Raw genomic sequence first — 24759 nt, forward strand, 5'->3', positions numbered from 1 at the left:
TATATCGGAAAACTAGGATTGAAAAAAATCAGAATTGTGATAAAATACAAATACAAAGCTTATCAAGAGAAGCGGAGGGAACTGGCCCGGCGAAGCTCGGCAACCTGCTTATAGAAAGCAAGGTGCTAAATCCAGCAAAATGGAATCCATTTTGAAAGATAAGGTAAAATATATTACCGAACAGTCTTTTCGAAATGGGAAAGATTTTTTTTATGAATAAAAAGGGGGGCTGTTCGCGTGAGCGTACGGGAACATTTTGAGGAAGTATCTGAGAAAATTGAAGCGATGCTTGCTGATATGAAATATGGTTCAATTACAATTGTTGTGCAAGATGGAAAAGTCATTCAATTAGAGAAAAGTGAAAAAGTACGTTTAAAGTAAAAAGCGCTGACTAGAAAAACTAGAGGCGGTTTTAACCTATTTTATTAGGTTAAAACCGTCTTTTTGCTTTTACAGGGGGAAAAAACATGTTGACGTATGAAACGTGGGAAGAAAATGATGTTTCATTTTCAGAAGTAGATGAAACGAAAGGCGCATTATCTGTATTAAGTTGGGCTTATAAAGAATATAAAAGTGAAATTGTATACGCATGTAGCTTCGGAGTGGAAGGGATGGTACTGCTGCATCTTATTAACCAAGTAAATCCATCTGCTAAAGTTGTATTTTTGGATACAAACGTACATTTTCAAGAAACGTATGAATTAATTCAAAAAGTGCGGGAACGATTTCCTTTATTGAATATTATAGAAAAACAGCCAGAACTTACACTTGATGAACAAGCCAAAGCGCATGGTGACAAGCTATGGGAAAGCAATCCCAATCTCTGTTGTAAGATTAGAAAAATTTTACCTTTAGAAGCATCATTAGCGAATGAAAAAGCGTGGATATCGGGATTGAGAAGGGAACAATCAGAAACCCGTAAGCATACAAAGTTTATAAATCTAGATCATCGCTTTCAATCTATTAAAGTTTGTCCGCTCATTCATTGGACGTGGAAAGAAGTATGGAGATATGTATACAAACATAGCTTGCCTTATAACCCATTACATGACATTGGATATCCAAGTATTGGGTGTGAGAAGTGTACGTTGCCTGTAGGAGAGGGTGGCGATTCGAGAGATGGTAGATGGGCTGGGAAAGTGAAAACTGAATGTGGTCTTCATTACCAATAAGATGAATTTGAAAATAAAGCTAAGAGAGGGTATAGAAAATGAGTACAAGAAACGAATTAATAAATCGAATAGACGAGACATACGACGTATCACAAATTAAAAAAGAAATTGGGCTAGATAACATTGCGTTAAGTGATTTAGAACTATTAGCGACAGGAGGATATAGCCCGCTTACTGGTTTTTTAGGAAAGAAAGATTATGATTCGGTTGTAGAAACGCTTCGTTTAGCTAATGGGAGCGTTTGGAGTATACCAATTACATTACCAGTAACAGAAGAAGTAGCAGAGACGCTAAAAGTTGGAGAGGAAGTAAAACTTGTTAACGGTGGAAATGTATATGGTGTTATTCAAATAGAAGATATTTTTGTGCCTGATAAGGAAAAAGAAGCGTTACTAGTGTATAAAACGACGGATGAGGCTCATCCTGGAGTGAAAAAATTATACGAAAGACCGAACGTTTACATCGGAGGAGCTATTGTTCTTACGAAACGTTTTGAAAATAATCTGTTTCCTTCTTATCATTTAGATCCAATTGAAACGAGAGAAGAATTTAAAAAACGTGGTTGGAAAACAGTAGTTGGATTCCAAACGAGAAATCCGGTACATCGTGCCCATGAATATATTCAAAAATCTGCTCTTGAAATTGTAGATGGCCTCTTTTTAAATCCGCTCGTTGGGGAAACGAAGTCGGATGATATTCCTGCTGATGTAAGAATGGAAAGTTATGAAGTATTACTTCAAAACTACTATCCGAAAGATCGTGTCTTTTTAAGTGTATTTCCTGCAGCAATGCGTTACGCAGGACCGAGGGAAGCGATATTCCATGCGTTAGTCAGAAAGAATTTTGGATGCACCCACTTTATCGTAGGGCGCGATCATGCTGGGGTAGGAGATTATTATGGTACTTATGAAGCGCAAGAAATTTTTACAAACTTTACAGTGGAGGAGTTAGGGATTACGCCATTATTTTTTGAACATAGTTTTTACTGTACGAAATGTGAAGCGATGGCTTCGACGAAAACATGCCCGCATGGAAAAGAAGATCATGTCATCTTATCGGGTACGAAAGTAAGAGAACTATTAAGAAACGGTGAGGTTCCGCCAAGTACATTTAGTCGTAAAGAGGTAGTAGAGGTACTAATTAAAGGTTTGAAAAAAGAAGTAGTAACAGAATAGGGAGAGAATGAAATGGATACGAATATTACTTGGCATACAGCTTCTGTTTCAAAAGATGAGAGAAGAGTGAAGAATGGGCATCATAGTTTTGTCATTTGGTTTACTGGTTTATCAGCGTCGGGTAAATCTACAGTAGCAAACGCGGTTGCTCGTAAACTATTTGAAAAGAATATTGGAAACTATGTACTAGATGGAGATAATATACGCCACGGTTTAAATAAAGACTTAGGCTTTTCTGAAAGTGATCGTATGGAAAATATAAGACGGATTGGCGAAGTGGCGAAGTTATTTGTAGATCAAGGGACTGTTGTTCTTACAGCGTTTATTTCACCGTTTCGAGTAGACCGAAAACAAGTTAGAGATCTATTAGCTGCAGATGAATTTATAGAAGTGTTTGTAAAATGTCCAATTGAAGAGTGTGAGAAACGTGATCCGAAAGGGCTTTATAAAAAAGCAAGAAAAGGTGATATTAAAGACTTTACAGGTATCGATTCACCGTATGAGGAACCAGAGAAAGCGGAATTAATTGTACAAACGCACAAGTATTCTATTGAAGAATGTGCAGAACAAATCGTGAAGTACTTACAAGAGCGTAGTTTTATATAGGGGGATAAAAAATGAGTTATGAAAAAGTATGGGCTAACAATGAAAAATTAAATCAAACTGAGAAAAATAAATTAAAAAAAGATGGATTGGAAATCTTTAATGATATTCCTTACTATGCAGAGAATGGCTTCGAATCTATTCCGAAAGAAGAGTGGGACGCATTCAAATGGGCAGGGTTGTATTTACAAAGACCGAAAGAAGCTGGTTATTTTATGATGCGTGTAAATATTCCTTCTGGGATTATTACGAATGCACAGGCAGAAGTGCTTGCTTCTATCGCTGAGGATTATGGACGTGACGTAATAGATATTACGACAAGACAGGCAATTCAGTTTCATTGGTTAGAAATTCATCAAATTCCAGATATTTTTAAAAGATTAGCAAGAGTTGGGTTATCTTCAGCTGGGGCGTGTGGTGATATAACGCGTAATATTACAGGGAATCCACTTGCTGGCATTGATGCAAATGAACTATTTGATACAACTGGCATTGTGAAAGAGGTATATGATTATTTCCAACATAATGAAGAATTTTCTAACTTACCACGTAAATTTAAAATGTCTATTAGTTCTAACATTTATAATTCAGCAAACGCAGAGATTAACTGTGTTGCATTTACACCTGCAACGAAAGAGATAGATGGTGAGAAAAAAGTTGGTTTTCATATAAAAGTAGGCGGTGGGTTATCAGCCCGTCCATATTTAGCTGATGAATTAGATGTATTCGTTTTACCAGAAGAAGTGAAGGCGGTAGCAATTGCGATTGCTACGATATTCCGTGATTTTGGATATCGTGAAAAACGTCATTTAGCTCGTTTGAAATTTCTTGTTGCAGACTGGGGAGCAGAGAAGTTTAAAGAGAAACTAATAGAATATACAGGACCATTACAAAGTAAAGGAGAAAGTGCTCTCAAAGGCTGGAATGCGGGATACTTTTATGGTGTCCAAGACCAAAAACAAGAGGGACTAAAATATGTAGGTTTTAATGTGCCGGTAGGACGCCTACATGCAGAAGAAATGTTTGAGATTGCAAGAATTGCACAACAATATGGAAATGGACAAATTCGTACATGTAATTCGCAAAACTTCATTATTCCGAATGTTCCGCCAGAAAATATAACTGGCTTGCTAAATGAGCCGTTGTTTGAAGCAATATCAGCAAATCCGAAATCGTTTATTGGTCACGCGGTTTCCTGTACTGGTATTGAATATTGCAATCTTGCTTTAGTAGAAACGAAAGAAAGATTACGAAAAATTGCCGAATACTTAGATACACAAATTGCACTCGATGTTCCGATTCGTATTCATATGGTAGGATGCCCGAATTCATGTGGTCAACGTCAAATTGCTGACATTGGATTACAAGGTGTAAAAATGAAAACGAAGGAAAAAGGAATTGTTGAAGCATTTGAAATATATGTAGGTGGAACGTTGTTAAATGGTGGTGCTTATAATCAAAAGTTAAAAGGGAAAATAGATGGAGAGGATCTACCTGATGTACTCGCATCATTTATAAGTTACTTCAAAGAAAATAAATTACCGGCTGAAACGTTTTATGATTTTGTAGGCCGTGTTGGTGTAGAGACATTACAAATAGCGTTAAATAACGTGTTAGAAGAAGTAATAGCGTCTTAGGAGGGGCAATATGGATTTATATCGATTTGAAGCGGTATTAGTGGATAGCATTGTTTCAATTGTTGTTGTTGCTGAAAGTGAAGAACAGGCATTTAAGATGGTGGAGATTGAGCTTGAAAAACATTTTTTACCGTTACCAGAAGTAAAGGAGATTGCTTTATTTGAAAAAAAGAAGATTCGAAAAAGCGCGGCCTTTGTTATTCATGAGTAAGGAACATTGAAATATGAAGAAATGAAAACTTCCATTCATATATAAGGATGGAAGTTTCACTTTAATAGTAGAAATGAGGAGAGATGATGGGAAAAGTATATATCGTTGGAGCGGGCCCTGGAGATTCAGATTTAATTACTGTAAAAGGATTGAAATGTATTGAGAAAGCAGATGTTATTTTATACGACCGTCTCGTAAATAAAGAATTGCTTTCTTATGCAAAGCCTGAAGCGGATTTAATTTATTGCGGAAAACTACCAAATTATCACACGATGAAGCAAGAGACAATTAACACGTTTCTTATTAAATATGCGAAAAAAGGAAAAGTTGTAACGAGGCTAAAAGGTGGGGATCCATTTGTATTTGGTAGAGGAGGAGAAGAAGCTGAAGCGTTAGCAAAGCAAGGTGTACCGTTTGAAATTGTTCCTGGTATTTCAGCTGGAATAGCTGCTCCTGCTTATGCAGGCATTCCAGTGACACATCGTGATGCAAGTGCAAGCTTTGCTATTGTGACAGGGCATAGGAAAGAAGATGCTGCAGAGGAAGTGAAGTGGGAAAATTTAGCGAAAGGTGTAGAGACTTTAGCTGTATATATGGGAGTTAGCAATTTACCCTACATATGTGAACAACTGATAAAGCATGGAAAAGATAAAAGTACGCCTGCTGCTATTATTGAGCGGGGAACGACATCTATGCAGCGCACAGTTGTTGGGACGTTAGGAACAATTGTAGATGTTGCGAAAAAAGAACAAATTCAAAATCCAAGCATGATTGTAATTGGAGAAGTCGTCCGTTTTAGAGAAAAAATCCATTGGTTTGAGAAACAGACAGAAAGTACGTATCAAGTAAGTGGAGTGTTATAAAATGAAAGCCATCTTATATATATGTCATGGAAGTCGCTTGAAAGCAGCGAAAGAAGAAGCGGTTGCATTTATTACGTCATGTATGAACCGTGTAGAGGCAAGTATTCAAGAAATTTGTTTTTTAGAGTTAGCGAGTCCAACTATTGATGAAGGGTTCCGTACATGTGTGAAGCGTGGTGCTACAGAGATTATTGTTATTCCAGTTTTTTTATTAGCGGCAGGTCATGTGAAAAAAGATATCCCGTTTGAATTGGAAAAGTTAACTAATCAATTTTTGAATGTTAAAGTGACATATGGTAATCCGTTTGGTGTATCAGAAACACTTGTTAAATCGGTGTATAGCGGAAGTGGTATTGAACAGGAAGATAAGAATGAAGTCACGTTGCTTCTCGTTGCAAGAGGGAGTAGCGATCCTGAAGTATTAAGAGATATAAACTGGATCGCTTCTTTATTTCAAATGGAAGAGAAGATTAAGAAAGTAGAAGTTTGTTATTTAGCAGCTGCAGAGCCAAAATTTGAGGAGAAGTTAAAGGAAGTTGTAGAACGAAAAGAAAAGAATATCGTTGTACTGCCTTACTTGTTATTTACAGGTTTGCTTATGAAGCATATTGAAAAAGAAGTACGCCAATATGAGCTAGATGAGATAAAAATAAGTCCATATTTAGGGAAGAATGAAGCGTTTCAGTATATGTTAATTCAGAAAACGAAGAAATTATTGAAGGGAGATCAATATGTATCCACTTACAGTGCGAGTTGAGAAGAAACGTGTTGTTGTCATTGGTGGAGGGAAAGTCGCGGGATTCAAAATTATTCCTTTACTCAAACAAGGTGCAGATATAGTTGTGGTAAGTCCTGAATTGGATGCAAATTTAGTGAAACTTGTAGAAGAAAAGAAAATTCGTTGGTATCAAAGGGAGTATGAAAAAAGTGATATTAATGGTGCTTTTTTAGTTGTAGCAGCGAGTAGTGATGCCGTATTGAATGAAAAGGTTGCTGAAGATACGGCAGAAAATCAGCTGGTAAATGTTATTACGAATCCGGAAAGTGGAAATGTTCATTTTCCGGCGGCGTTTCATCGTGGGCTACTTAATATAGCTGTTTCTACTGGAGGAGCGAGTCCGAAACTTGCAAAAAAAATTCGAGATGATATCGCAAATAAATATGATGAGACGTATGAATCGTATCTTGATTTTTTATACGAAGTTAGAATAAAGGTGAAAGAATTACAAATAGAGAAAAGAGAGAGAAATATATTGTTGCAAGAGGTATTGAAGTCGATATATGTTCAAAATGAACAAAAAAGAGAATTGTTCTTACAAGAATTAGAGAGAAGAGTTCATATAGGATAATAAATAAATTGTACTTTACAACTATAAAAATATAATTTATAATCACAAGTAACTTCAATAGATGAAATCGATGAGCAAGAAGAGTATGTATATTTGATACGTTCAGAGAGCTGGGGTAAGGTGTGAGCCCGGTACGATAAAATATACAGAATGGGCTTGCGAGAGGTATGTTGAACATTGTAGTAGGCAGCCCGGGTTCCGCCGTTAAAAGGATAGAGTATCGGAGTTTTTCCTGTACTTGAACAAGTGGGGTTTATCAATCCAATTGAGGTGGTACCACGGTATTAACATTACATATATCGTCCTCTACATGCATATTTGCGTGTAGGGGACTTTTTTATTTTCTAAAGGAGGTGTGCGAGTATGAAATGAAAGTGTATAATTAACAAAAGTTTAAATATTCAGAAAAGGAGAATTTATGATGAAAGAAACACAGCAATGGACGTCGAAAATAGGCTTTGTACTCGCAGCAGCCGGAGCCGCAGTAGGTCTTGGTGCAATATGGAAATTTCCGTATGTTGCAGGTAATGGCGGGGGAGGCGCATTCTTCCTTGTATTTTTACTATTAACTTTATTTATAGGTATGCCGCTTCTTATAGCTGAATTTGTTATTGGACGTAGTACACAAAAAGAGGCAGTTACTGCGTATAAAGTATTAGTGCCAAATAGCAAGTTATATCCTTGGATTGGTCGTATGGGAGTTGTTACTTGTTTTAGTGTACTATCTTTTTATAGTGTTGTAGGTGGATGGATTTTACTATACTTATATTATAGTGTGACAGGAAGCTTCTGGAATGGTGTTGTTGATTATGGGAAATTGTTTGGTGAAACGATTTCAAATCCAGTAAGCGCGATTGGAGCGCAATTTGTCTTTATGCTTTGTACGATTTTTGTTGTAAGTAAAGGTGTAGAGAAAGGGATAGAAAAAGCAAGTAAGTACATGATGCCGCTATTATTTATTTTGTTTATTGCGATCATTGTTCGTGCATTAACACTGGATGGTGCTTTTGCAGGAGTAGAGTTCTTCTTGAAACCAGATTTTTCAAAGCTGACAGCAGATACAATTTTATATGCGATGGGACAATCGTTCTTCTCGCTAACAGTAGGGGCCTCAGTAATGGTTACGTATAGTTCCTATTTGAAGAAAGAAGAACATTTAGCGAAATCAGCAACATCTATTGTAAGTTTAACTGTTTTTATTACAGTACTTGCAGGATTAGCGATTTTTCCGGCGATTTTCGCATTAGGTGTTAAGCCGACTGAAGGACCGGGGTTACTATTTATCGTCCTTCCAGCAGTATTTGCGAAAATACCATTTGGACAATTTTTCTTCATTATGTTTTTGGTGTTATTCTTCTTTGCAACGTTAACATCTGCGATTTCCATGCTTGAAATTGTAGTAGCATCTGTTGCGAAAGATAACGAGAAAAAGCGTCCGTCAGCATCGTTATTAATTGGTATTCTTATTTTTGCAGTTGGAATTCCGTCAGCTCTATCGTTTGGAATTATGAGTGATGTGAAAATATTTGGGAAAACATTCTTTGACTTAGTCGACTTCTCAGTAAGTAACGTATTGCTGCCATTAGGGGTACTAGCTATTTCGTTATTTGTACCAAATAAAATGAGTAAAGAAATGTTAATGAAAGAATTAGAAGTTACGGAAACGAAAGGGAAAACATTATTTAATATTTGGTTCTTCTTACTTCGTTATGTTATTCCAGTAACTGTAATTATTGTATTTTTAAATGCGATAGGCGTATTTAAAATGTTTGCATAATAAAAAGACGGAGAAATCTCCGTCTTTTTATTATGTTGTAGGTGTATTTAATAAACGATTATATGCTTTATAGGCTGTGACGACTGCGAGGAATGATCCGATTAAAAATAAAACTGAGCCGCCAAATGTAAATATCCGGCCAATAAAAGTCTCTCTAGCTTCTTGTATTTCTTGTTGTAATTGTGTATTCATATAACTCACCCCGTAAACTATAGGCATTTAGTTGTAGTCTATGTGGAATGCCTATAGTGTGTGAAGGGGAAATAAAAAAACTCGGTATGCACCGAGTTTTTTTATAATCCGATATAAGGAGATGGATCAACTGCGTTTGTCTTACCGACATTCCATTCTCCAAGATGAAGTTCAAAGTGTAAATGTTGTCCGTATGATTGGCCGGTATTCCCCATAAATCCAAGTTGAGTTCCTTGTTTTACAGTTTGTCCATTCGATACAGAACGGCTACTCATATGAGCATATACTGTTGTATATGTTTTTCCATTAATACGGTGAGATAAGTACACAACATTTCCGTAACTAGATGATAATTCTGAGCGAATAACAACGCCATCTGCAGCGGCAATAATTGGAACAGTTCCTGAAGCAGCGATATCGATTCCTTTATGGTTATCTATAGAGCGCACGCCAAAACCAGAAGTTTTTGATCCAGCTGCTGGTTTAATAAATCCTCCGATGTTTGTATCGTGTGGTGTTGGGGCCGCTTGAGCTGTTTGAGCAGATGAAGCAGCTTGTTTACGAGCTGCTTCCGCCTTGCGAGCTTCCTCAGCTTTACGAGCTTCTTCTGCGCGCTTTTCTTCTTCAATTGCCTTTTGAACAGCTTGACGCTGATTTTCTAAAATGCCTTTAGATTCTTCTAATCCTTCAATCTCTGAATCTACTTTTGCCACTTTCGTATGTAGATCGCTAATAAAAGTTTGTTGCTGTTGTTGGTTATTTTGTAATTCTTGTTGTTTTTGTTCTAATTTTTGCTCGGATTCTTTCAGTTGTTGCTCTTTTTTCTCAACAGCCTCTTTTTCTTTCGTCACAGCATCTTGGTCAGTTGTTTGTTTTTTCACAATATCAGTATCGTTGTTTAAAATTAAACTGACAGAGTACATATTATCAACAAGATCAGCAATGTTTGCAGAATTTGTTAATACTTCCGTAATGATATTTGTGCGAGGTTTTTCTTGCATAGATTGCAGTCGTTGCTTAATAACTTCCTGACGTGTATCTATGTTTGTTTGTAATTGCTCTATATGTTTCTTTTTTTCAGTAATTACTTGTTGTGTTTTACTAATTTCTTTTTTTGTATCGTTTAATTCAGCTTCGTTTTTATTAATAGAAGTAGTTAAATCGTCGATTTTCTTTTGTAATTCTTGAATTTCTTTTTCTATTTGTTCTTTCTCGGCTGATTTATTTTGTAAGTCATTTTGTTTTCCTTCTAATTCAGATTGAATATTAGATAATTTATCTTGATTCGTTTCAGCGTATGCGGGTGAAAGTAACGGGGAAGCAAAAATCGTTCCTGCTGCTAAAACGCTGAACGCTACAAATTTCTTTTTCATGGTTGTCTGGCTCCTTTCCCTATGACTGTTATATATCATAAGAAGAAGAGTGTCTATCGTTGTAACCATAATGTAAAGAAAATTTTATAAAATTACTAAGTTTTGTCGGAATTTATCATTTTTCAACGATAAATTTCACTGTAGATTCATTTTTTATATTTGTGTAACAAAGGTTTGTTTTTAGAGTTTTCTTGTAAAATAAAGGGAAAAGTGAATTTGTTTTATGTAGTGAAATATTAGTTATACATTCAATAAAACACTGGTAAGGAATCGTTCTCATGTTAGGTTTTCTGACATGGGTTTTATTTTTGTCAAGAAAATTATTTGCGTTCGGGCAAACTTATTTTGTTGTCAGATTTTAAATTTTGATTTATGATTTTTAACAGGGACAAAATGTAGTGAATTGTCGAATAATATGTAATACTCTTAATTTCAAGTTTTATAGAGATAGATAGAATGAGAGATAGAGTGACACATCGAAGAGGGGGTTACAACAAATATGAAAAGAATAGGACTTGCATGGCAAATATTAATTGGTCTTACGCTAGGTATTGCAGTTGGGGCGATTTTCTTTGGCAATCCGGCAGTGGTGAGTTATTTACAACCAATTGGTGATATTTTTATCCGATTAATTAAAATGATCGTTGTACCGATTGTTGTAGCGAGTATTGTTGTTGGGGTTGCTGGTGTTGGCGATGTTAAAAAATTAGGTCGACTAGGCGGAAAAACAATTATTTACTTTGAAATTATTACAACAATTGCAATTATTGTCGGTCTATTAATTGCGAATATTTTCCAACCAGGAAAAGGCGTAAATATGGAGCAGTTAACAAAGACAGATATTTCGAAATATACACATACGACAGAGCAAGTACAAAGTCATTCATTTGCAGATACATTTGTAAATATTGTTCCAACAAACATTGTAAAGTCATTAGCTGACGGAGATATGCTTGCTATTATCTTCTTCTCTGTATTATTTGGTTTAGGTGTAGCGGCAATTGGTGAAAGAGGAAGACCGGTTCTTCAATTTTTCCAAGGTGTAGCTGATGCAATGTTTTACGTAACAAACCAAGTTATGAAATTTGCACCATTTGGTGTATTTGCGTTAATTGGAGTTACAGTTTCTACATTTGGTCTTTCTTCATTAATTCCATTAGGGAAATTATTAATTGTCGTATACGGAGCAATGATTTTCTTCGTTGTAGTCGTATTAGGAATTACAGCGAAAATATTTGGAATTAACATTTTCCAATTCTTTAAGATTTTAAAAGATGAACTAATCTTAGCGTACTCTACAGCAAGTTCAGAAACAGTTTTACCAAAAATCATGGAGAAAATGGAGAAGTTTGGTTGTCCGAAAGCAATTACATCTTTTGTTATTCCGACAGGTTATTCATTTAACTTAGATGGATCAACTTTATATCAAGCAATTGCGGCTATTTTCTTAGCACAAATGTATGGTATTGATTTATCTATTACACAACAAATTACATTATTACTTGTATTAATGCTTACATCAAAAGGTATTGCGGGTGTACCTGGCGTATCATTCGTTGTATTATTAGCGACACTTGGTACAGTAGGTATTCCAGCGGAAGGTTTAGCCTTTATCGCTGGTATTGACCGTATTTTAGATATGGCTCGTACAGCAGTTAACGTTGTAGGTAACTCTTTAGCAGCTGTAGTTATGTCTAAATGGGAAGGTCAATATGACGCTGAAAAAGGACAAGCCTACTTGAAAGAAATTTCTAATAAGCAAGCAGCTTAATTATAATTTGAACAAGCTCTCACATAATATGTGGGGGCTTTTCTATATAGAAGGGGAGCAGACGTAATGAAACGTAAATATGGTGACGGTTCTTCGTGGAAGCGACTACTAGAGAAGAATTATACGGTTAAGCAAATAGAAGAGGGAATGCTAGGAATACTGGAAATAAAAAAGGTGAGAGAACCTAGTTGTAAAGAATATGACGGTAAAGAGCTATGTATTGCTGGCAATCAGTATACGTGGATTCAATATTTCATAGACGGGAAAAACTTTGCGATTACCGCTATGTTAGATGATCAAAAAGAATTAGTGCAATATTATATCGATGTGGCGAAAGAATATGAAATAGACGAGCGTGGTTTACCGTATTTTGATGATTTATATTTAGATGTAGTGTTATTACCGAATGGTAAGATGTATGTGCTAGATGAAGATGAGCTAGAGGATGCTTATAAAAGTGGCGATGTTACAAAAGAAGAGTATGAGTTAGCTTGGTACACTACGAAATGGATCATAGCTGCAATAAAAAATAGTGAATTTTATTGGATTTCAATATTGGAAGAAGAAATCAAAAAGTTAAAATGATTATTGTATTCAAATTTTTGTATAATTACCAAAAAAATCTATACAAAAAATAATTGACTTTTGTTTTGTAAGCGAGTAAAGTTAGGGAAGAAATTATTATTAAAAAATAAATATGAAACCTTCTTATAAAGAGAGGCGGAGGGACTGGCCCTACGATGCCTCGGCAGCGGACTCGATTTCAGAGTGCTGTGCCAAATCCAGCAAGCATATGCTTGAAAGATGAGAAGAGCGTTTCTTATAGATGTATAAGACCTCTTCTTGTTGGAAGAGGTCTTTTGTTATTCATTAGAAAAAGGTTGAAACTAGGGAGAGATGGTACTTTGAAAGAAACGAGAGGAAATGGTTTGGCATTATTACCACTTGGGATATTTCTGGCGCTATTTATTGGTTCTGGAATTATTACAGGTGATTTCTATAAATTGCCGATACTTGTAGCAATTTCAATTGCTGTAGGAGTTGCTTTAGCAATGAATCGTAAAGAAAGTTTTCATGTAAAAGTGGAACGATTTGCTAAAGGTGCAGGGAACCCAGATATTATGATTATGGTTCTGATTTTTGTACTGGCAGGAGCGTTTTCTGAAACAGCAAAAGGGATGGGTGGCGTTGATTCTACAGTTAACTTAGCGTTATCAATTTTACCACAAGGATTTATCGTAGCTGGCATTTTCGTTATAGGAGCGTTTATTTCATTAGCGATGGGAACTTCCATGGGAACAATTGCTGCATTAGCACCAATTGCTGTAGGTATTAGTGGGCAAACTGATATCTCAATTGCACTTACGATGGCTACTGTTGTTGGCGGAGCGATGTTTGGAGATAATTTATCATTTATTTCAGATACAACAATCGCAGCTGTACGTTCACAAGGAACAGAAATGAAAGATAAGTTTAAAACGAACTTTTTAATTGTATTACCAGCAGCTATTATTACAATTGTACTATTAGTAATCATTACTTTAGGAAGCGATACGCAGATTAAAACGCATAGCTTTGACTGGATAAAGATTTTACCGTATGCAGGAGTACTTATTACAGCGCTACTTGGTTGGAATGTACTTATCGTGTTAACCGGTGGAACTGTACTATCTGGGGTTATCGGTCTTTTAGATGGAAGTTATACGTTAGAGAGTTTCTTTAAAAGTGTAACGACTGGAATGGGCGGTATGATGGAGTTAGTATTACTTGCTATTTTAATTGGCGGTATGGTCGAATTGATTCAATATAATGGTGGCATTCAATATTTAATGAATATTTTAACGCGTAACATTCGTTCAAAAAAAGGAGCAGAGTTCGGTATCGCTGGTTTAGTAGGTATGACGAATATGTGTACAGCGAATAATACCATTTCTATTATCTTTACAGGTCCGCTTGCGAAAAACATTGCAGATCAATATGAAATTGATCCTCGTAAATCAGCGAGTGTATTAGATCTTTTCTCGTGCTGTGTGCAAGGGTTAATTCCGTATGGTGCGCAAATGTTAACAGCAGCAGGATTTGCGGCGTTATCTCCAATTGAACTGTTACCATATGCGTTTTATCCAATCTTAGTTGGAGTATGTGGAATCATTTCTATATTAATTGGTTTCCCGAGGTTTTCTAAAGTAGCGGAAAAGAAAGAGTATCATAAAACAGCATAATGAAAATGAAGTGTATGAAAAGTAACGAAAGCCGTACAGAGAATGTTCTCTGTACGGCTTTTTATGTGCGGGAAAAGAGTGAATGATCCCATGCTACCATATGTTTTTACAAAAGGCTGAATGCAACTCGGTCTTAAGTCTGAGTTAAAAACGGTTCTTAAGCTCGTTATGGAAAAAAGAAAAAATAGTTAAGATAAGAGTATCAAATCGAAGGGAGGCAAGCACAAGATGAAACAATTTCTAGCGTTTATCGCGGCTGGTATTTTAGCTTTAATTGCTCTTGGCAGTCTTGCTGGTATTGTAGGATTCGCAATTGGAGCAGGAGTTGTGTACTGGAGCTATAAATCATTTGTGCGAGCACAATCATTTTTTGGAAAGTTAGCTTGGGGTATTGTTGGTTTGATCGGCTTGTCCATCGCCCTTTCGCATTCCCCAGCATTAATCGGTATAGCAGCATTAGTAGTTTTATACTACGGATACCGTGAGTGGAAAAAAGAAAAAGATGTAGTTGTTGATTCTGCTCCAGAAAGTTCTAAACCATATAGTAACTTTGAAGATGAGTGGAACAAGTTAATGAAAAACTAATATAAAATCAATCAAATCAAATTTATAAAGTAGAAGAGAGGAAGATTATAATGAAACAATCTTTATTCGGACGTGTACGCGATGCAATTTTAGCGGATTTTCATAATGTGTTAGATGAGAAAGAAAGAAAAAACCCAATTGCTATGTTAAACCAATATTTACGCGATAGTGAGCGTGAAATAACAAAAATTGAGAAGTTAATTCAGCGTCATAAAACATTAAAATCTAACTTTGCTCGTGAGCTTGAGCAAGCACGTTATTTCGTGAATAAAAGATCAAAGCAAGCGATTATCGCTCAAGAAGCAGGAGAATTACAACTACATGAGCGTGCATTAGAAGAAGTAGCTTATTATGAAGGGCAAGTAACTCGATTAGAAGAAATGTATGCAGGTGTTGTAGAGCAAATTGATGAGTTAGAGCGTCGTCTTTCTGAAATGAAAAATAAATTAAAAGAAATGCACGCGAAACGTATGGAATTAATGGCACGTGAAAATATGGCACATGCAAATCGTCGTATGAATACTGCGATGCATAAAATGGATGAAAATAATCCATTCTTACGCTTTGAAGAAATTGAAGATCATATTCGCGACTTAGAAACTCGTATGAACGAGGAGCATGAACGTGATACATTTGATATGAAGATTGCAAAGCTTGAGCGTGAAATGAAAGAAAAGAATGATGTATCGTTAACGAAAGAGTTAACAAAATAATAGTAGTATATTATAAAACAGGCTTATGATATAGTGATAGGAGAAAAGGTGTTGGAAAGCAATGCCTTTTCTTCTATGTATATGTGACAAGAAGGGGGGAGCTGAAATGAAGAAACATTTTTCAAAGACACAATTAATGGGGATGCTCCTCATCATATTTGGATTCGGTCTTTTTCTTGATATGATACTTGGACATTTTGAACCAGGTGGTCTCATTTTTGCATTTATTATGCTTATGTTTGGAAGGCATTATCGTAAAAAGAATCGTTATGTACGGGGAAATGTATTTTTATTTGTTGGTGGTATCGTATTTTTATTCTTCTTATTTTCATCAGCAGCATTTGTTCTTGTCGTATTTGCTTGTTTAGCTTTAATTGGTTATCAATTGATTCAACAAGGGCATCAGCAAAAAGCAATGAAGGTTGAAATTAAAGAAAAAGGGATTATAGATGAAGAGAAGCAAATATATCGTACAGAACCATATTTGAAAAATATGTTTGTTGGCAATGTACGAATGATGGATCATATTTATGAACTTGAGGATATTAATGTTCAATATGGTGCTTGTGATGTGGAAATAGATTTAACAACTGCTATGATTCCAGAAGGAGAAACGGTAATTGTTATTCGGGGTGTCGTTGGTAATATTCGTTTATATGTGCCATATGATATTGAACTGTCTTTAAATCATTCTGTTATTGTCGGACGTGTGCTCTTGCCAGGTCATGAGGAGACAGGGTTTAACCGCAATGTTACATTTAGAACAGAGCAGTATAAAGAGGCTCCTCGTCGTATTAAAATTATTTCTTCGCTTGTCGTAGGCGATACGGAAGTGAGGAAAGTATAATGAAGAAACAAAAAAATATTTCGTGGATGTATATTCGTTATTCTATGTTGTCCTCAGTTAGTATCGCACTCATTTGTACAATTGTATATGTATGGAAAAGCGAGCAACAAGTATATGATTTATTATGGAAGGAATCCATCGCTTCTGTTCCAATTGGCTTGTTTATTATGACTACAAGTTTACTTATCGGGGGAATTGTAGGATATGCAATCGGTTACTATATAGAGCAGCGTATACAAGGATTAAATACGTTTCTATTTGAAGTAGAGCGAGGGAATTTTCCGAGTGATGTTTCGTTTACTGCAGATGATGAATTTCGTGAAGTGGAACGAAAAGTAATCGGTCTGGCTCGTCGATTAGAGGAGCAAGCTGGACTCTTTCAAAAGGTAACGAATGAACGAGCTCATTGGAATGAAGAGATGAGACAAGAAGCGATTTCCCAAGAAAGGCATCGATTGGCGAGGGAGCTGCATGATTCTGTAAGTCAGCAGCTTTTTGCAATGTCGATGATGATGTCGGCTATTAATGAACAAGTAGCTGAATTTCCAGAAACGACGAAAAAGCAGTTACAGCTCGTTGAAAATATGGTTGTAAATGCCCAGTCAGAAATGAGAGCATTGCTTCTTCATTTACGCCCAGTACAGTTAGAAGGTAAGAAACTAACAGAAGGTATAGAAGAATTATTAACAGAACTATCTAGAAAGCAACATATGAAAATTGAATGGTTAATTGAACCGATTCAATTAAAAAAAGGTGTAGAAGATCACTTATTCCGCATTGTACAAGAGGCGCTATCTAACACTTTACGTCATGCGAAGGCAAAGAAAACGGAAGTGCGTCTTCGAAAAATTGATCAATATGCAATATTGAAAATTATTGATGATGGTGTAGGTTTTAAAGTAGGAGTGAATAAGGCTGGTTCTTACGGATTAAGGTCAATACAAGAGCGTGTTCATGAAATTGGTGGGACATTAAAGGTACTTAGTTTTCCAAATAAAGGTACACAAATAGAAGTAAAAGTACCGATTATGATTGAGAGAGGGGGAGAATCATGATTAAAGTATTACTAGTGGATGATCATGAAATGGTTCGAATGGGTGTATCAGCATATTTATCAACGCAGCCAGATATTGAAGTAGTTGGAGAAGCTGAAAATGGAAGAAAAGGTTCAGAGTTAGCTTTGCAATTAAGGCCGGATATTATTTTGATGGACCTTGTCATGGATGAGATGGATGGTGTTGAAGCAACACGTGCTATTATTCAAGAATGGCCAGAAGCAAAAATTGTAGTTGTAACGAGCTTTTTAGATGATGAGAAATTGTATCCTGTTATTGAGGCCGGAGCGACAAGTTATTTATTAAAAACATCAAGAGCGAGTGATATAGCAGACGCTGTACGAGCTACTTATGACGGAGAAACGGTATTAGAGCCGAAAGTTACTGGTAAAATGATGTCTCGTATGCGTCAGAAGAAAGAACAACCTTTGCATGAGGAGTTAACAGAAAGAGAGTCTGAAATTTTGTTATTAATTGCAGAGGGGAAAAGTAATCAAGAGATTGCAGATGAGTTGTTTATTGCCCTCAAAACAGTAAAGACACATGTGAGTAATATATTAAATAAGCTAAATGTAAGTGATCGAACACAGGCGGTTATTTATGCGTTTCGACATCAATTGACGAAATGATAAAGTGAAACTTTAATCAGTGGGGTGGTCCCCACTGGTTATTAGTTTGTACAAAATCTTTTTATTGACGCTAATAAATGTAAGCGTTATCATTGAGTTGTTAACAGTACATACAAAGGGGAGAATGTATATGTTAGTTCAAACTATATTCGGCATGGATAAGTCTAAAAAACTAGGGGATTATGTGAACGCATTACAAGCGCTTTGTGAACAATATAATGTTGAAACAGATAAAATTGCAATTGTTGAGGCGACAGAAGAGTACTATTTATTTTTAGTAAAGCAAGAAGAGTGCTACGATGTTGTCAAAGTAGAAACAGTGGATACAAATATTGATTATTATACGAAAGCGTATAAAATAAGCAGTTTTAATCATACTGCTTATCAAATGTAAAAAACTCCCTTTCGGGAGTTTTTTAGGATGCTTTTATTTCACGAGATTCGGTTAGTAAGGGAACTTTTTTCGCGCCGCTTAGCTTAGCGATTGTAAGTCCGCTAAGAGCTCCGATTAATGCAGGTACTAGCCAACCTATTCCTTCATTATATAAAGGGATAAATTCAAAATATGATGTGATAAATGAAACTGAAATACCACCTTGTTTTAATCCATCAAATACGCTTACGATTGCTGCTCCAATTAAAGCACCTACATAAACAGAGCGATATCCACCGAAATATTTATGCAGTAACGATAGTAGAACAAGTACAATCGCAACTGGATATACAACAAGTAGAATTGGAACAGAGATGGAAATGATTTTTGTTAAACCTAAGTTGGCAACTAATAATCCCAATACACAAATGATACTTGCGAATGTTTTGTATGAAAATTTAGTCAATAATGTTGAGAAATATTGACTACATGCAGATACAAGTCCAACACATGTTGTTAAGCAAGCGAGTGTAACGATAAGAGATAATAAAAGCAGACCATATGGACCGAATAATTGTTGTACGATCACAGTAAGTAATTGTCCACCATTCTTTGCATATCCGAGCGAGACGCTAGTTGCACCGAGCCAGCCAAGCGCACCATATACAAGTACGAGGCCAGTAGCAGCAATAAGTCCAGCTTTGGCTGTTGCGATAGCAATGGATTTACGATCCTTCACACCTTTAGAGCGAATGGTATTTACAACGATAATTCCAAATGCAAGTGCTGAAATGGTATCCATCGTTAAGTATCCTTCCATAAAGCCTTTGAAAATCGGAGAAGTTTGATACTCTTGCATTGCAGGTCCTGATTGTCCAAGTGGTGTAAATACACTTTTAACAAACAATAAGAAAATAGAGAATAATAAAATAGGTGTTAATATATTTCCAATACGATCTACAAGTTTAGATGGATTCAAACTCAGCCAATATACGATAGCAAAGAAGATGATTGTATATACAAAAAGTGCTAGGCTGCTAGAGCGAATCGTTTCTGGTAAGAAAGAACTAACGCCCATTTCATAAGCGACATTTGCAACGCGTGGAATACCCATAGAAGGACCGATTGCGATGTATACAACTACCGTAAAGAATATTCCGAATAATGGGTGGACATGACTTGCAAGTTGCTGCATACCATTTCCTGATAACGAAATTGCGATAACTGTTAGTAGTGGTAAACCGACTCCTGTTAGTAAAAATCCAATCATTGCCGGCCAAAAGTTTTCGCCTGCATTTTGTCCAAGCATGGGAGGGAAAATTAAATTACCTGCCCCAAAAAATAAAGAAAATAGCATAAGACCCGTGAAAAAAATATGTTTTTTTGATACAGTGTTCATTGTTTTTCCTCCTTTATTAAAATTCATTTGTAAGAACACAAAAAACTCGTCCCTAAAGAAAGGGACGAGTTATATTTACCCGCGATACCACCCTAATTTATACATGTAGAATTGAGTCTATATGTATACGGCTTTACAACGTACAACATGATACGTGTTCCTTGTAACGGGGGACAGCCGGTAAGAACTTACTGTAACATTCGGTTCTACTTCTCGGAGATGATTTTCGGCTATGCACTGAACGTTGGCTTTCAGCAAATCGCCAACTCTCTGGGGGACAGTCCTATAACATACTCGTTCTCGTCAATGAATTTTTATTCAAGTATTCTGACAGTATTGTTACATGTTTTTTTTTGAAAGTCAACATTTTTTTGAAAGATATGTTTATATACAGAAATATCGAATTTGATATTCGTTGTAGTAAAAAGAATGGTGAATTGTAAAACGGGAGTAAAATTTTGTAGAGAATTGTAAAGTTTATAGAGAAAGTTGATATTTATAGGAGTAAAGAAGGTATTGTTTGAATTTACAGAGAATAATACAACAATCCACTTGCTGGAAAGAACAAACCAAAAGAGGTGACTGAAATGCTTGCGATGGGAGTATTATTTGGCATTATTGCTATAATTGGTTTTATGTGGTTATATTATTCGCGTTCGTTTAAACAAGCAGAAGTTTTACTCTTTCAAAAAGGTAGTTTGTTGACAAATCAGTCTAGATATTTAGTATGTCCGAAGTGTGGAAGTGCACAGGCCAGAAGTGGAGGATATCAAGAGTGTTGCAAAATTAGATTATGAAAGAAGGAAGCCTCACATTATTTTGTGAGGCTTCCTTCCTTACAACTTCATGGCGCTCCAAATGGTCCAACGATCTCTTTCGATAATAGGAGAGACGTTTTGTAAGGCGGTCTTTACTTGTTGTAGAAGTTGAGAAAGTTCATAATCTGTTAGTTCATATAGAATGGATCGGCCTGTTCGAGGCGATAAATCTTGCAATAATGCCTCTACAGAATCATGTATTTTTCGTATCTCCCATTGTGTTTGAGTGGGGAAAACGTGAAGAAAATATTTTTGTAATTCTTGCTGTATCTTGGTGGTTTTTGGACGTCTTTTTGATTCTATTTCAATGAGTTTTGGGAAGATAGAGAAAAAATATCCACGGATGTGCTCGGGACTTCCAGGGATCGTACAATCTTCAATAGTTCGGTCTTGTACAATAAGTACACCGTTTTTCTTTAATATCCGAGAAGCTTCACGTAGAAATGTAGGAACGTCTTGTAAATGATGAATAACTGCGCGCGAAATAACAATGTCGAATGTATCATTAGGATATGGGACGCTATGTGCATCACCTTGAATGAAAGAAATGTTTGAAAATCCGCTACAATTTTCTTTTGCAGCCTGTAATATTTCTTTTGAAAAATCAAGCCCAACAACACTTTCTGCTCCCATAAGAGCAAGTTCTTTCGTATAAATCCCGCCACCACAGCCTATATCAATTATTCGTTTATTTTGTACGTCTGTAATATTTTTTATCATTTCTCTCCAAGAAATATGGGCGTTTCGCTGTGCGTATGTGTATTTATTATTTGCATCGTGAAAATTAATGGACATGAAAAAGACCTCCTTTCAATGCTTAGTATAGCGTATTTTATAGTGTGTCACGTTTTTGTTTTTTGTATGAAGATTATAAGAGTTTCTTATTGTAAAAGGAGGATTAAGTTGAAAAGGAAATATGTATTGCTGTTATTTGTTATGTTACTAGCATCTTGTAGTCAAGTTGAGCAAAAAAAAGAAACAAAAAAAGTGGAAGAGACGGTGAATGAAGTGAAAGAAACAATAGAGGTAACCGTTATACCAAAAAAACATAAAGAGAAAAAGTTACAGGAATCAGAAGCTAAGGTAGTAATAGACATTATAGAGAAAGCTGAGAAACAAGACATAACAGGTAGCTTTGGTGAACCTGAATATGAAATACAAATTAGTAGAGATGGGAAGAAAGAAACGTATTATGCATGGCTAAGAGGAGAAGACAGACGAGGATGGGTACAACATAAGAAAGCTATGTATATGCTGAATAAAAAAGATACAGAAAAGCTTTTGGCTATATTTCCAAATGTATCAGAACAAAAAGAAGATGAAACACAGGCAGGTCCTTTAACGGAAGTAACAAAAAAAGATTTGCATATTACCGCGTTCCATATTAAAGCGGGCGATCAAAAAGTGAATTATACAGTACGGTATACGATTTCACAATCACTATACAACAAGTTAGAGAAGGAACAAGAATACTATTTGCAGGTCATTTTTCCAGAAAAAGTTCAAAAATTAATTGGAGCAAAAGAGAGTGAAAAAATCTTAGGAGAAAAGGTAAAGGAAGGATATAAACAGTATGAATTGCATGCTACTGTTCCCGTACAAGGTGCTTCAGAATCACAATTAAAGTCATTAGAAACATATTATGAAAATTATGATTTAAATATATTAAATAGTAAAAAAGAAAAAATAGGTGTTTTTCAAAATATTATTCAAATTGTTAAAGAGTATGGTGAAAAAATGAATTTACAAAGATAAAGTGAAACTTTAATTAGTTGGGAGGAATGTAAATTCGTAAAGTCTATATGACCTTTCCTAGGAAATGATAATAGAGAGGGGAGTCCCCTCTCTATTACTTTGCTTTTGCAGATGGCTCATTCATTGATTTTCGCGTAATAAGAAAAGAAATCATAAGAGCAGAAAGGATGATAAAAGCAATAAATACGTGATTTGGCAACAAATCTAATAATAATACGTAGCTAACGGTATAAAAAATAAGAGTTGAAGCTAAAAACGATAAAGCGCCTATTATGAGAGATTGTAAATTCATTCGTGTACACCTCCTTTTATTTATATTTTTGGCTAAAAATGGATTAAATAAACATTATTTCTAACGATAGAAAAAAATATGTCATAATAGAGAAAGAACCGGCGTTAATGAATAAATATGATTCATTAATGAGAGATAAAGGAGAGGAATATGAAAAATAATAAAAAAGGATTATGGGGAATTATTGTTGCCATAGGTTTATTTTTACTTTCTAAGTTAAAGTGGGTATTTGCAATTTTTAAATTAGCAAAGTTTTCAACAGTATTTAGTATGTTTCTATCACTTGGTGCATACGCAGTTATATATGGTTGGAAATTTGGAGTAGCGCTCATTTATTTGTTGTTTATCCATGAAATGGGCCATTTATGGGCTGCGAAAAGAAAAGGTATACCAACATCACCAGCAATATTTATTCCATTTATGGGCGCTCTTATTGGGATGAAAGAGATGCCTAAAAATGCAAAAGATGAAGCATATATTGCCTATATGGGACCTCTTTTCGGATTACTTTCATTTTTACCGGCTATTCCACTTTATATGATAACGAAAGAGCCGTTTTGGGCGCTCATTATTTTACTCGGAAGTATGATTAATTTCTTTAATTTAATTCCGGTTTCTCCGTTAGACGGGGGACGGATTATTTCAGTTGTAAGTACGAAAATTTGGGGAGCGGGGCTTGTTTTACTACTTGGGTATTCAATTTATTTTAAAAGTATTTTAGGCGGATTTATTGTTATTATCGGCTGTATGGAATTATATAGAGTAATAAAGCGAGATGAGCCGATTAAGGAATTAGGATATAGAATTGATGGAATGAAAGAATATGTTGCAAGGCTTGAAGAAGAGTTAAAAGAAACTGGTGCAGTACATCGGAATATATATATGATGCAACATGAAATAAATGTATTAAGGCAAAAAGAAAGAGAGAAAGAATTAAAAACAGGAGAACTTCAAAAGATTGAAGTGTTAGAGTATCTGTTACCAAAGTTTGAGCCACTTGATTACGTCCCATATGAAGATGAAAAAGAAACACATACAATTCATATACGAGAAGCATTTGAATTGTCAGAAAGAAAATTACAGGAATGGGATGCAGACAAGAAACAACAGGAAAACTATTACAAAGTGGATACGAAAACGAAATGGACAGCATTTGCTTGTTATATCGGATTAATGGCTATACTCGGTTACGCAGCTTATGAAGGGTATATGGTTTTACAAGAACATTTGCCAACGAGGAATGTATAGAAAAATATTGTCGAAATGATAGGAAGAATTTATACAGGAATTAGATTTCTACGAGAGAATGTTACAAGTATAGTATCACATTGTAATATCTCTAGTAGAGAAGGAGTTCTGTATATGAAGAAATTGTTACGTGTATTCGGGATTATTATCGTGATGATCATTGCGAGTTATAGCCTTATGAAAGTGCTGTTACATTATGCGAATAAGCCTGCTGATGTAAATACGATAGCTCAAATAGAAGATGTACAAGAAGAGACAAAAGTACTGGATTTTATTCGTATGACACATGAAAGTTATAATAATTTCTTAAATTATGGTAAAGCAGAGAACTATACAGAAGGGGACTGGAACCAATTGAAACAATGGTTTCAACAGCAAGAATCGACTTTGAAAAATATACATACAGAAGTAAAGAGTGAAAAAATAAAACGTGATGTAAATAGAAGCTATGAAATTGCAAAAAAAGGTGTGGAACTTCAAAATATTGAGTATGTAGTTTATGCGCATCGTGTATACCATGACTTGGATATTATCGTAAATAAATATAGAGGTGAAACGAATATCTGGGGTTATACAGAATTTGGAGATGGGAAAGATATAAGGCTAATTGAACAAGCTATTCAGTCTAAAAAATAAGCTAGCTAGTATTCTAGTTAGCTTATTTTTTTTGTAAGTGCAATGTTCATATATTTTTCACAAA

The 24759-nt window shown here is 35.5% G+C and carries 28 protein-coding genes, 2 riboswitches and 2 other annotated features; of the genes, 23 read left to right on the forward strand and 5 right to left on the reverse strand.

Translation table 11 applies throughout. From position 1 onward, the window contains the following. The first annotated feature begins 56 nt into the window (after positions 1 to 56). A riboswitch (SAM riboswitch) is annotated at positions 57 to 165 on the forward strand. Between the two features lie 72 nt (positions 166 to 237). The 10 genes from EKQ63_RS08785 to EKQ63_RS08830 all read left to right on the forward strand — a co-directional run bounded on the left by EKQ63_RS08785 (position 238) and on the right by EKQ63_RS08830 (position 8787). After that, entirely contained in the window at positions 238 to 381 is a 144-nt protein-coding gene (locus tag EKQ63_RS08785; RefSeq protein WP_000116161.1) for a YezD family protein, read from the forward strand. An 86-nt stretch (positions 382 to 467) separates the two neighbouring features. Then, the gene (locus EKQ63_RS08790; RefSeq protein ID WP_087951810.1) at positions 468 to 1172 is read left to right on the forward strand and encodes a phosphoadenylyl-sulfate reductase; all 705 of its coding nucleotides are present in this window, start codon (positions 468 to 470) and stop codon (positions 1170 to 1172) included. Between the two features lie 38 nt (positions 1173 to 1210). Next, a complete protein-coding gene (gene sat / locus EKQ63_RS08795) occupies positions 1211 to 2347 on the forward strand; it encodes a sulfate adenylyltransferase (protein WP_000107515.1) in 1137 nt (378 codons plus the stop codon). 12 nt (positions 2348 to 2359) lie between these two features. Next, on the forward strand, positions 2360 to 2953 hold the full coding sequence (cysC, locus tag EKQ63_RS08800) for an adenylyl-sulfate kinase (protein WP_000380508.1): 594 nt from the start codon (positions 2360 to 2362) through the stop codon (positions 2951 to 2953). A gap of 11 nt (positions 2954 to 2964) precedes the next feature. Next, complete coding sequence (locus EKQ63_RS08805) at positions 2965 to 4587, forward strand: nitrite/sulfite reductase (RefSeq protein WP_143880965.1); 1623 nt, start codon at positions 2965 to 2967, stop codon at positions 4585 to 4587. A 10-nt stretch (positions 4588 to 4597) separates the two neighbouring features. Next, positions 4598 to 4798 carry a DUF3906 family protein gene (locus tag EKQ63_RS08810; RefSeq protein WP_143880966.1) on the forward strand — a complete coding sequence of 67 codons (201 nt, stop codon included), beginning with the start codon at positions 4598 to 4600 and terminating at the stop codon, positions 4796 to 4798. Positions 4799 to 4884: 86 nt separating this feature from the next. Beyond that, positions 4885 to 5661 carry a uroporphyrinogen-III C-methyltransferase gene (cobA, locus tag EKQ63_RS08815; RefSeq protein ID WP_143880967.1) on the forward strand — a complete coding sequence of 259 codons (777 nt, stop codon included), beginning with the start codon at positions 4885 to 4887 and terminating at the stop codon, positions 5659 to 5661. Position 5662: 1 nt separating this feature from the next. Continuing rightward, positions 5663 to 6418 carry a sirohydrochlorin chelatase gene (locus EKQ63_RS08820; protein WP_049111557.1) on the forward strand — a complete coding sequence of 252 codons (756 nt, stop codon included), beginning with the start codon at positions 5663 to 5665 and terminating at the stop codon, positions 6416 to 6418. Beyond that, positions 6393 to 7010, forward strand: coding sequence for an NAD(P)-binding protein (locus tag EKQ63_RS08825; RefSeq protein WP_000283349.1), 618 nt, complete (start codon positions 6393 to 6395; stop codon positions 7008 to 7010). The genes EKQ63_RS08820 and EKQ63_RS08825 overlap by 26 nt, the downstream gene beginning before the upstream one ends. A gap of 61 nt (positions 7011 to 7071) precedes the next feature. Beyond that, positions 7072 to 7320, forward strand: a binding site (T-box leader). A 111-nt stretch (positions 7321 to 7431) separates the two neighbouring features. Then, positions 7432 to 8787: a sodium-dependent transporter gene (locus tag EKQ63_RS08830; protein WP_000665439.1), complete on the forward strand. Its 1356-nt coding sequence runs from the start codon at positions 7432 to 7434 to the stop codon at positions 8785 to 8787. 30 nt (positions 8788 to 8817) lie between these two features. Here the strand turns inward: EKQ63_RS08830 and EKQ63_RS29875 are convergent, their stop codons facing one another. Further along, positions 8818 to 8979, reverse strand: a complete 162-nt coding sequence (locus EKQ63_RS29875) for a hypothetical protein (protein ID WP_001095994.1) — start codon at positions 8977 to 8979, stop codon at positions 8818 to 8820. Positions 8980 to 9080: 101 nt separating this feature from the next. After that, on the reverse strand, positions 9081 to 10352 hold the full coding sequence (locus EKQ63_RS08835; RefSeq protein ID WP_143880968.1) for a murein hydrolase activator EnvC family protein: 1272 nt from the start codon (positions 10350 to 10352) through the stop codon (positions 9081 to 9083). A 499-nt stretch (positions 10353 to 10851) separates the two neighbouring features. Here EKQ63_RS08835 and gltP point away from each other — a divergent pair, with 499 nt between their 5' ends. The 9 genes from gltP (at position 10852) to EKQ63_RS08880 (ending at position 18568) form a co-directional block, all read left to right on the forward strand. Further along, a complete protein-coding gene (gene gltP / locus EKQ63_RS08840; protein WP_000821146.1) occupies positions 10852 to 12123 on the forward strand; it encodes a glutamate/aspartate:proton symporter GltP in 1272 nt (423 codons plus the stop codon). Between the two features lie 66 nt (positions 12124 to 12189). Beyond that, entirely contained in the window at positions 12190 to 12708 is a 519-nt protein-coding gene (locus EKQ63_RS08845; protein WP_087951815.1) for a ribonuclease FAU-1 family protein, read from the forward strand. 120 nt (positions 12709 to 12828) lie between these two features. Continuing rightward, a riboswitch (SAM riboswitch) is annotated at positions 12829 to 12934 on the forward strand. 94 nt (positions 12935 to 13028) lie between these two features. After that, on the forward strand, positions 13029 to 14345 hold the full coding sequence (locus EKQ63_RS08850) for a Na+/H+ antiporter NhaC family protein (protein WP_000665478.1): 1317 nt from the start codon (positions 13029 to 13031) through the stop codon (positions 14343 to 14345). A gap of 228 nt (positions 14346 to 14573) precedes the next feature. After that, complete coding sequence (locus tag EKQ63_RS08855; protein ID WP_000808648.1) at positions 14574 to 14930, forward strand: lmo0954 family membrane protein; 357 nt, start codon at positions 14574 to 14576, stop codon at positions 14928 to 14930. A 50-nt stretch (positions 14931 to 14980) separates the two neighbouring features. Beyond that, positions 14981 to 15643 carry a PspA/IM30 family protein gene (locus tag EKQ63_RS08860; RefSeq protein ID WP_000814138.1) on the forward strand — a complete coding sequence of 221 codons (663 nt, stop codon included), beginning with the start codon at positions 14981 to 14983 and terminating at the stop codon, positions 15641 to 15643. A gap of 106 nt (positions 15644 to 15749) precedes the next feature. Next, positions 15750 to 16490 (forward strand): cell wall-active antibiotics response protein LiaF, encoded by a 741-nt coding sequence (gene liaF / locus EKQ63_RS08865; RefSeq protein WP_000716094.1) that lies wholly within the window; start codon positions 15750 to 15752, stop codon positions 16488 to 16490. Continuing rightward, the gene (locus EKQ63_RS08870; protein ID WP_087951817.1) at positions 16490 to 17545 is read left to right on the forward strand and encodes a sensor histidine kinase; all 1056 of its coding nucleotides are present in this window, start codon (positions 16490 to 16492) and stop codon (positions 17543 to 17545) included. The genes liaF and EKQ63_RS08870 overlap by 1 nt, the downstream gene beginning before the upstream one ends. After that, a complete protein-coding gene (locus EKQ63_RS08875; RefSeq protein ID WP_000598709.1) occupies positions 17542 to 18174 on the forward strand; it encodes a response regulator in 633 nt (210 codons plus the stop codon). The genes EKQ63_RS08870 and EKQ63_RS08875 overlap by 4 nt, the downstream gene beginning before the upstream one ends. Before the next feature lie 55 nt (positions 18175 to 18229). Continuing rightward, the gene (locus EKQ63_RS08880; protein ID WP_373408446.1) at positions 18230 to 18568 is read left to right on the forward strand and encodes a DUF3922 domain-containing protein; all 339 of its coding nucleotides are present in this window, start codon (positions 18230 to 18232) and stop codon (positions 18566 to 18568) included. Positions 18569 to 18590: 22 nt separating this feature from the next. On the opposite strand, the gene brnQ3 is transcribed toward EKQ63_RS08880, so the two are convergent. Continuing rightward, positions 18591 to 19946 (reverse strand): branched-chain amino acid transport system II carrier protein BrnQ3, encoded by a 1356-nt coding sequence (gene brnQ3, locus EKQ63_RS08885; RefSeq protein WP_087951819.1) that lies wholly within the window; start codon positions 19944 to 19946, stop codon positions 18591 to 18593. A gap of 57 nt (positions 19947 to 20003) precedes the next feature. Further along, positions 20004 to 20262: a binding site (T-box leader), on the reverse strand. Positions 20263 to 20533: 271 nt separating this feature from the next. Between brnQ3 and EKQ63_RS08890 the strand changes: the two genes are divergently transcribed. Next, positions 20534 to 20743 carry a hypothetical protein gene (locus tag EKQ63_RS08890; RefSeq protein WP_000880630.1) on the forward strand — a complete coding sequence of 70 codons (210 nt, stop codon included), beginning with the start codon at positions 20534 to 20536 and terminating at the stop codon, positions 20741 to 20743. A gap of 39 nt (positions 20744 to 20782) precedes the next feature. Here EKQ63_RS08890 and EKQ63_RS08895 read toward each other — a convergent pair whose 3' ends face one another. Further along, complete coding sequence (locus EKQ63_RS08895; RefSeq protein ID WP_049111547.1) at positions 20783 to 21559, reverse strand: class I SAM-dependent methyltransferase; 777 nt, start codon at positions 21557 to 21559, stop codon at positions 20783 to 20785. Positions 21560 to 21667: 108 nt separating this feature from the next. Here EKQ63_RS08895 and EKQ63_RS08900 point away from each other — a divergent pair, with 108 nt between their 5' ends. Continuing rightward, positions 21668 to 22519 (forward strand): YhfM domain-containing protein, encoded by an 852-nt coding sequence (locus EKQ63_RS08900; RefSeq protein ID WP_143880970.1) that lies wholly within the window; start codon positions 21668 to 21670, stop codon positions 22517 to 22519. A 94-nt stretch (positions 22520 to 22613) separates the two neighbouring features. Here EKQ63_RS08900 and EKQ63_RS08905 read toward each other — a convergent pair whose 3' ends face one another. Next, positions 22614 to 22811 (reverse strand): hypothetical protein, encoded by a 198-nt coding sequence (locus EKQ63_RS08905; RefSeq protein WP_001978191.1) that lies wholly within the window; start codon positions 22809 to 22811, stop codon positions 22614 to 22616. A gap of 150 nt (positions 22812 to 22961) precedes the next feature. On the opposite strand from EKQ63_RS08905, the gene EKQ63_RS08910 reads away from it, so the two are divergent. Both EKQ63_RS08910 and EKQ63_RS08915 read left to right on the forward strand, forming a co-directional pair. Next, a complete protein-coding gene (locus EKQ63_RS08910; protein ID WP_088328142.1) occupies positions 22962 to 24059 on the forward strand; it encodes a site-2 protease family protein in 1098 nt (365 codons plus the stop codon). 114 nt (positions 24060 to 24173) lie between these two features. Further along, positions 24174 to 24695 (forward strand): hypothetical protein, encoded by a 522-nt coding sequence (locus EKQ63_RS08915; protein WP_087951821.1) that lies wholly within the window; start codon positions 24174 to 24176, stop codon positions 24693 to 24695. The last annotated feature ends 64 nt before the right edge of the window (positions 24696 to 24759 follow it).

The organism is Bacillus sp. BD59S (genome assembly GCF_007363175.1).
Taxonomy (GTDB): Bacteria; Bacillota; Bacilli; order Bacillales; family Bacillaceae_G; genus Bacillus_A; species Bacillus_A pacificus.

Bases quoted from the DNA above. Each gene is read 5' to 3' on its own strand.
- EKQ63_RS08875 (WP_000598709.1), top strand. From the start codon at position 17,542: ATGATTAAAGTATTACTAGTGGATGATCATGAAATGGTTCGAATGGGT.
- gltP (WP_000821146.1), top strand. From the start codon at position 10,852: ATGAAAAGAATAGGACTTGCATGGCAAATATTAATTGGTCTTACGCTA.
- EKQ63_RS08910 (WP_088328142.1), top strand. From the start codon at position 22,962: ATGAAAAATAATAAAAAAGGATTATGGGGAATTATTGTTGCCATAGGT.
- EKQ63_RS08905 (WP_001978191.1), bottom strand. From the start codon at position 22,811: ATGAATTTACAATCTCTCATAATAGGCGCTTTATCGTTTTTAGCTTCA.
- EKQ63_RS08870 (WP_087951817.1), top strand. From the start codon at position 16,490: ATGAAGAAACAAAAAAATATTTCGTGGATGTATATTCGTTATTCTATG.
- EKQ63_RS08855 (WP_000808648.1), top strand. From the start codon at position 14,574: ATGAAACAATTTCTAGCGTTTATCGCGGCTGGTATTTTAGCTTTAATT.
- brnQ3 (WP_087951819.1), bottom strand. From the start codon at position 19,946: ATGAACACTGTATCAAAAAAACATATTTTTTTCACGGGTCTTATGCTA.
- EKQ63_RS08835 (WP_143880968.1), bottom strand. From the start codon at position 10,352: ATGAAAAAGAAATTTGTAGCGTTCAGCGTTTTAGCAGCAGGAACGATT.
- EKQ63_RS08860 (WP_000814138.1), top strand. From the start codon at position 14,981: ATGAAACAATCTTTATTCGGACGTGTACGCGATGCAATTTTAGCGGAT.
- EKQ63_RS08830 (WP_000665439.1), top strand. From the start codon at position 7,432: ATGAAAGAAACACAGCAATGGACGTCGAAAATAGGCTTTGTACTCGCA.
- EKQ63_RS08915 (WP_087951821.1), top strand. From the start codon at position 24,174: ATGAAGAAATTGTTACGTGTATTCGGGATTATTATCGTGATGATCATT.
- liaF (WP_000716094.1), top strand. From the start codon at position 15,750: ATGAAGAAACATTTTTCAAAGACACAATTAATGGGGATGCTCCTCATC.
- EKQ63_RS08825 (WP_000283349.1), top strand. From the start codon at position 6,393: ATGTATCCACTTACAGTGCGAGTTGAGAAGAAACGTGTTGTTGTCATT.
- EKQ63_RS08805 (WP_143880965.1), top strand. From the start codon at position 2,965: ATGAGTTATGAAAAAGTATGGGCTAACAATGAAAAATTAAATCAAACT.
- EKQ63_RS08810 (WP_143880966.1), top strand. From the start codon at position 4,598: ATGGATTTATATCGATTTGAAGCGGTATTAGTGGATAGCATTGTTTCA.
- EKQ63_RS08890 (WP_000880630.1), top strand. From the start codon at position 20,534: ATGCTTGCGATGGGAGTATTATTTGGCATTATTGCTATAATTGGTTTT.
- EKQ63_RS29875 (WP_001095994.1), bottom strand. From the start codon at position 8,979: ATGAATACACAATTACAACAAGAAATACAAGAAGCTAGAGAGACTTTT.
- sat (WP_000107515.1), top strand. From the start codon at position 1,211: ATGAGTACAAGAAACGAATTAATAAATCGAATAGACGAGACATACGAC.
- EKQ63_RS08820 (WP_049111557.1), top strand. From the start codon at position 5,663: ATGAAAGCCATCTTATATATATGTCATGGAAGTCGCTTGAAAGCAGCG.
- EKQ63_RS08895 (WP_049111547.1), bottom strand. From the start codon at position 21,559: ATGTCCATTAATTTTCACGATGCAAATAATAAATACACATACGCACAG.
- EKQ63_RS08845 (WP_087951815.1), top strand. From the start codon at position 12,190: ATGAAACGTAAATATGGTGACGGTTCTTCGTGGAAGCGACTACTAGAG.
- cobA (WP_143880967.1), top strand. From the start codon at position 4,885: ATGGGAAAAGTATATATCGTTGGAGCGGGCCCTGGAGATTCAGATTTA.
- cysC (WP_000380508.1), top strand. From the start codon at position 2,360: ATGGATACGAATATTACTTGGCATACAGCTTCTGTTTCAAAAGATGAG.
- EKQ63_RS08790 (WP_087951810.1), top strand. From the start codon at position 468: ATGTTGACGTATGAAACGTGGGAAGAAAATGATGTTTCATTTTCAGAA.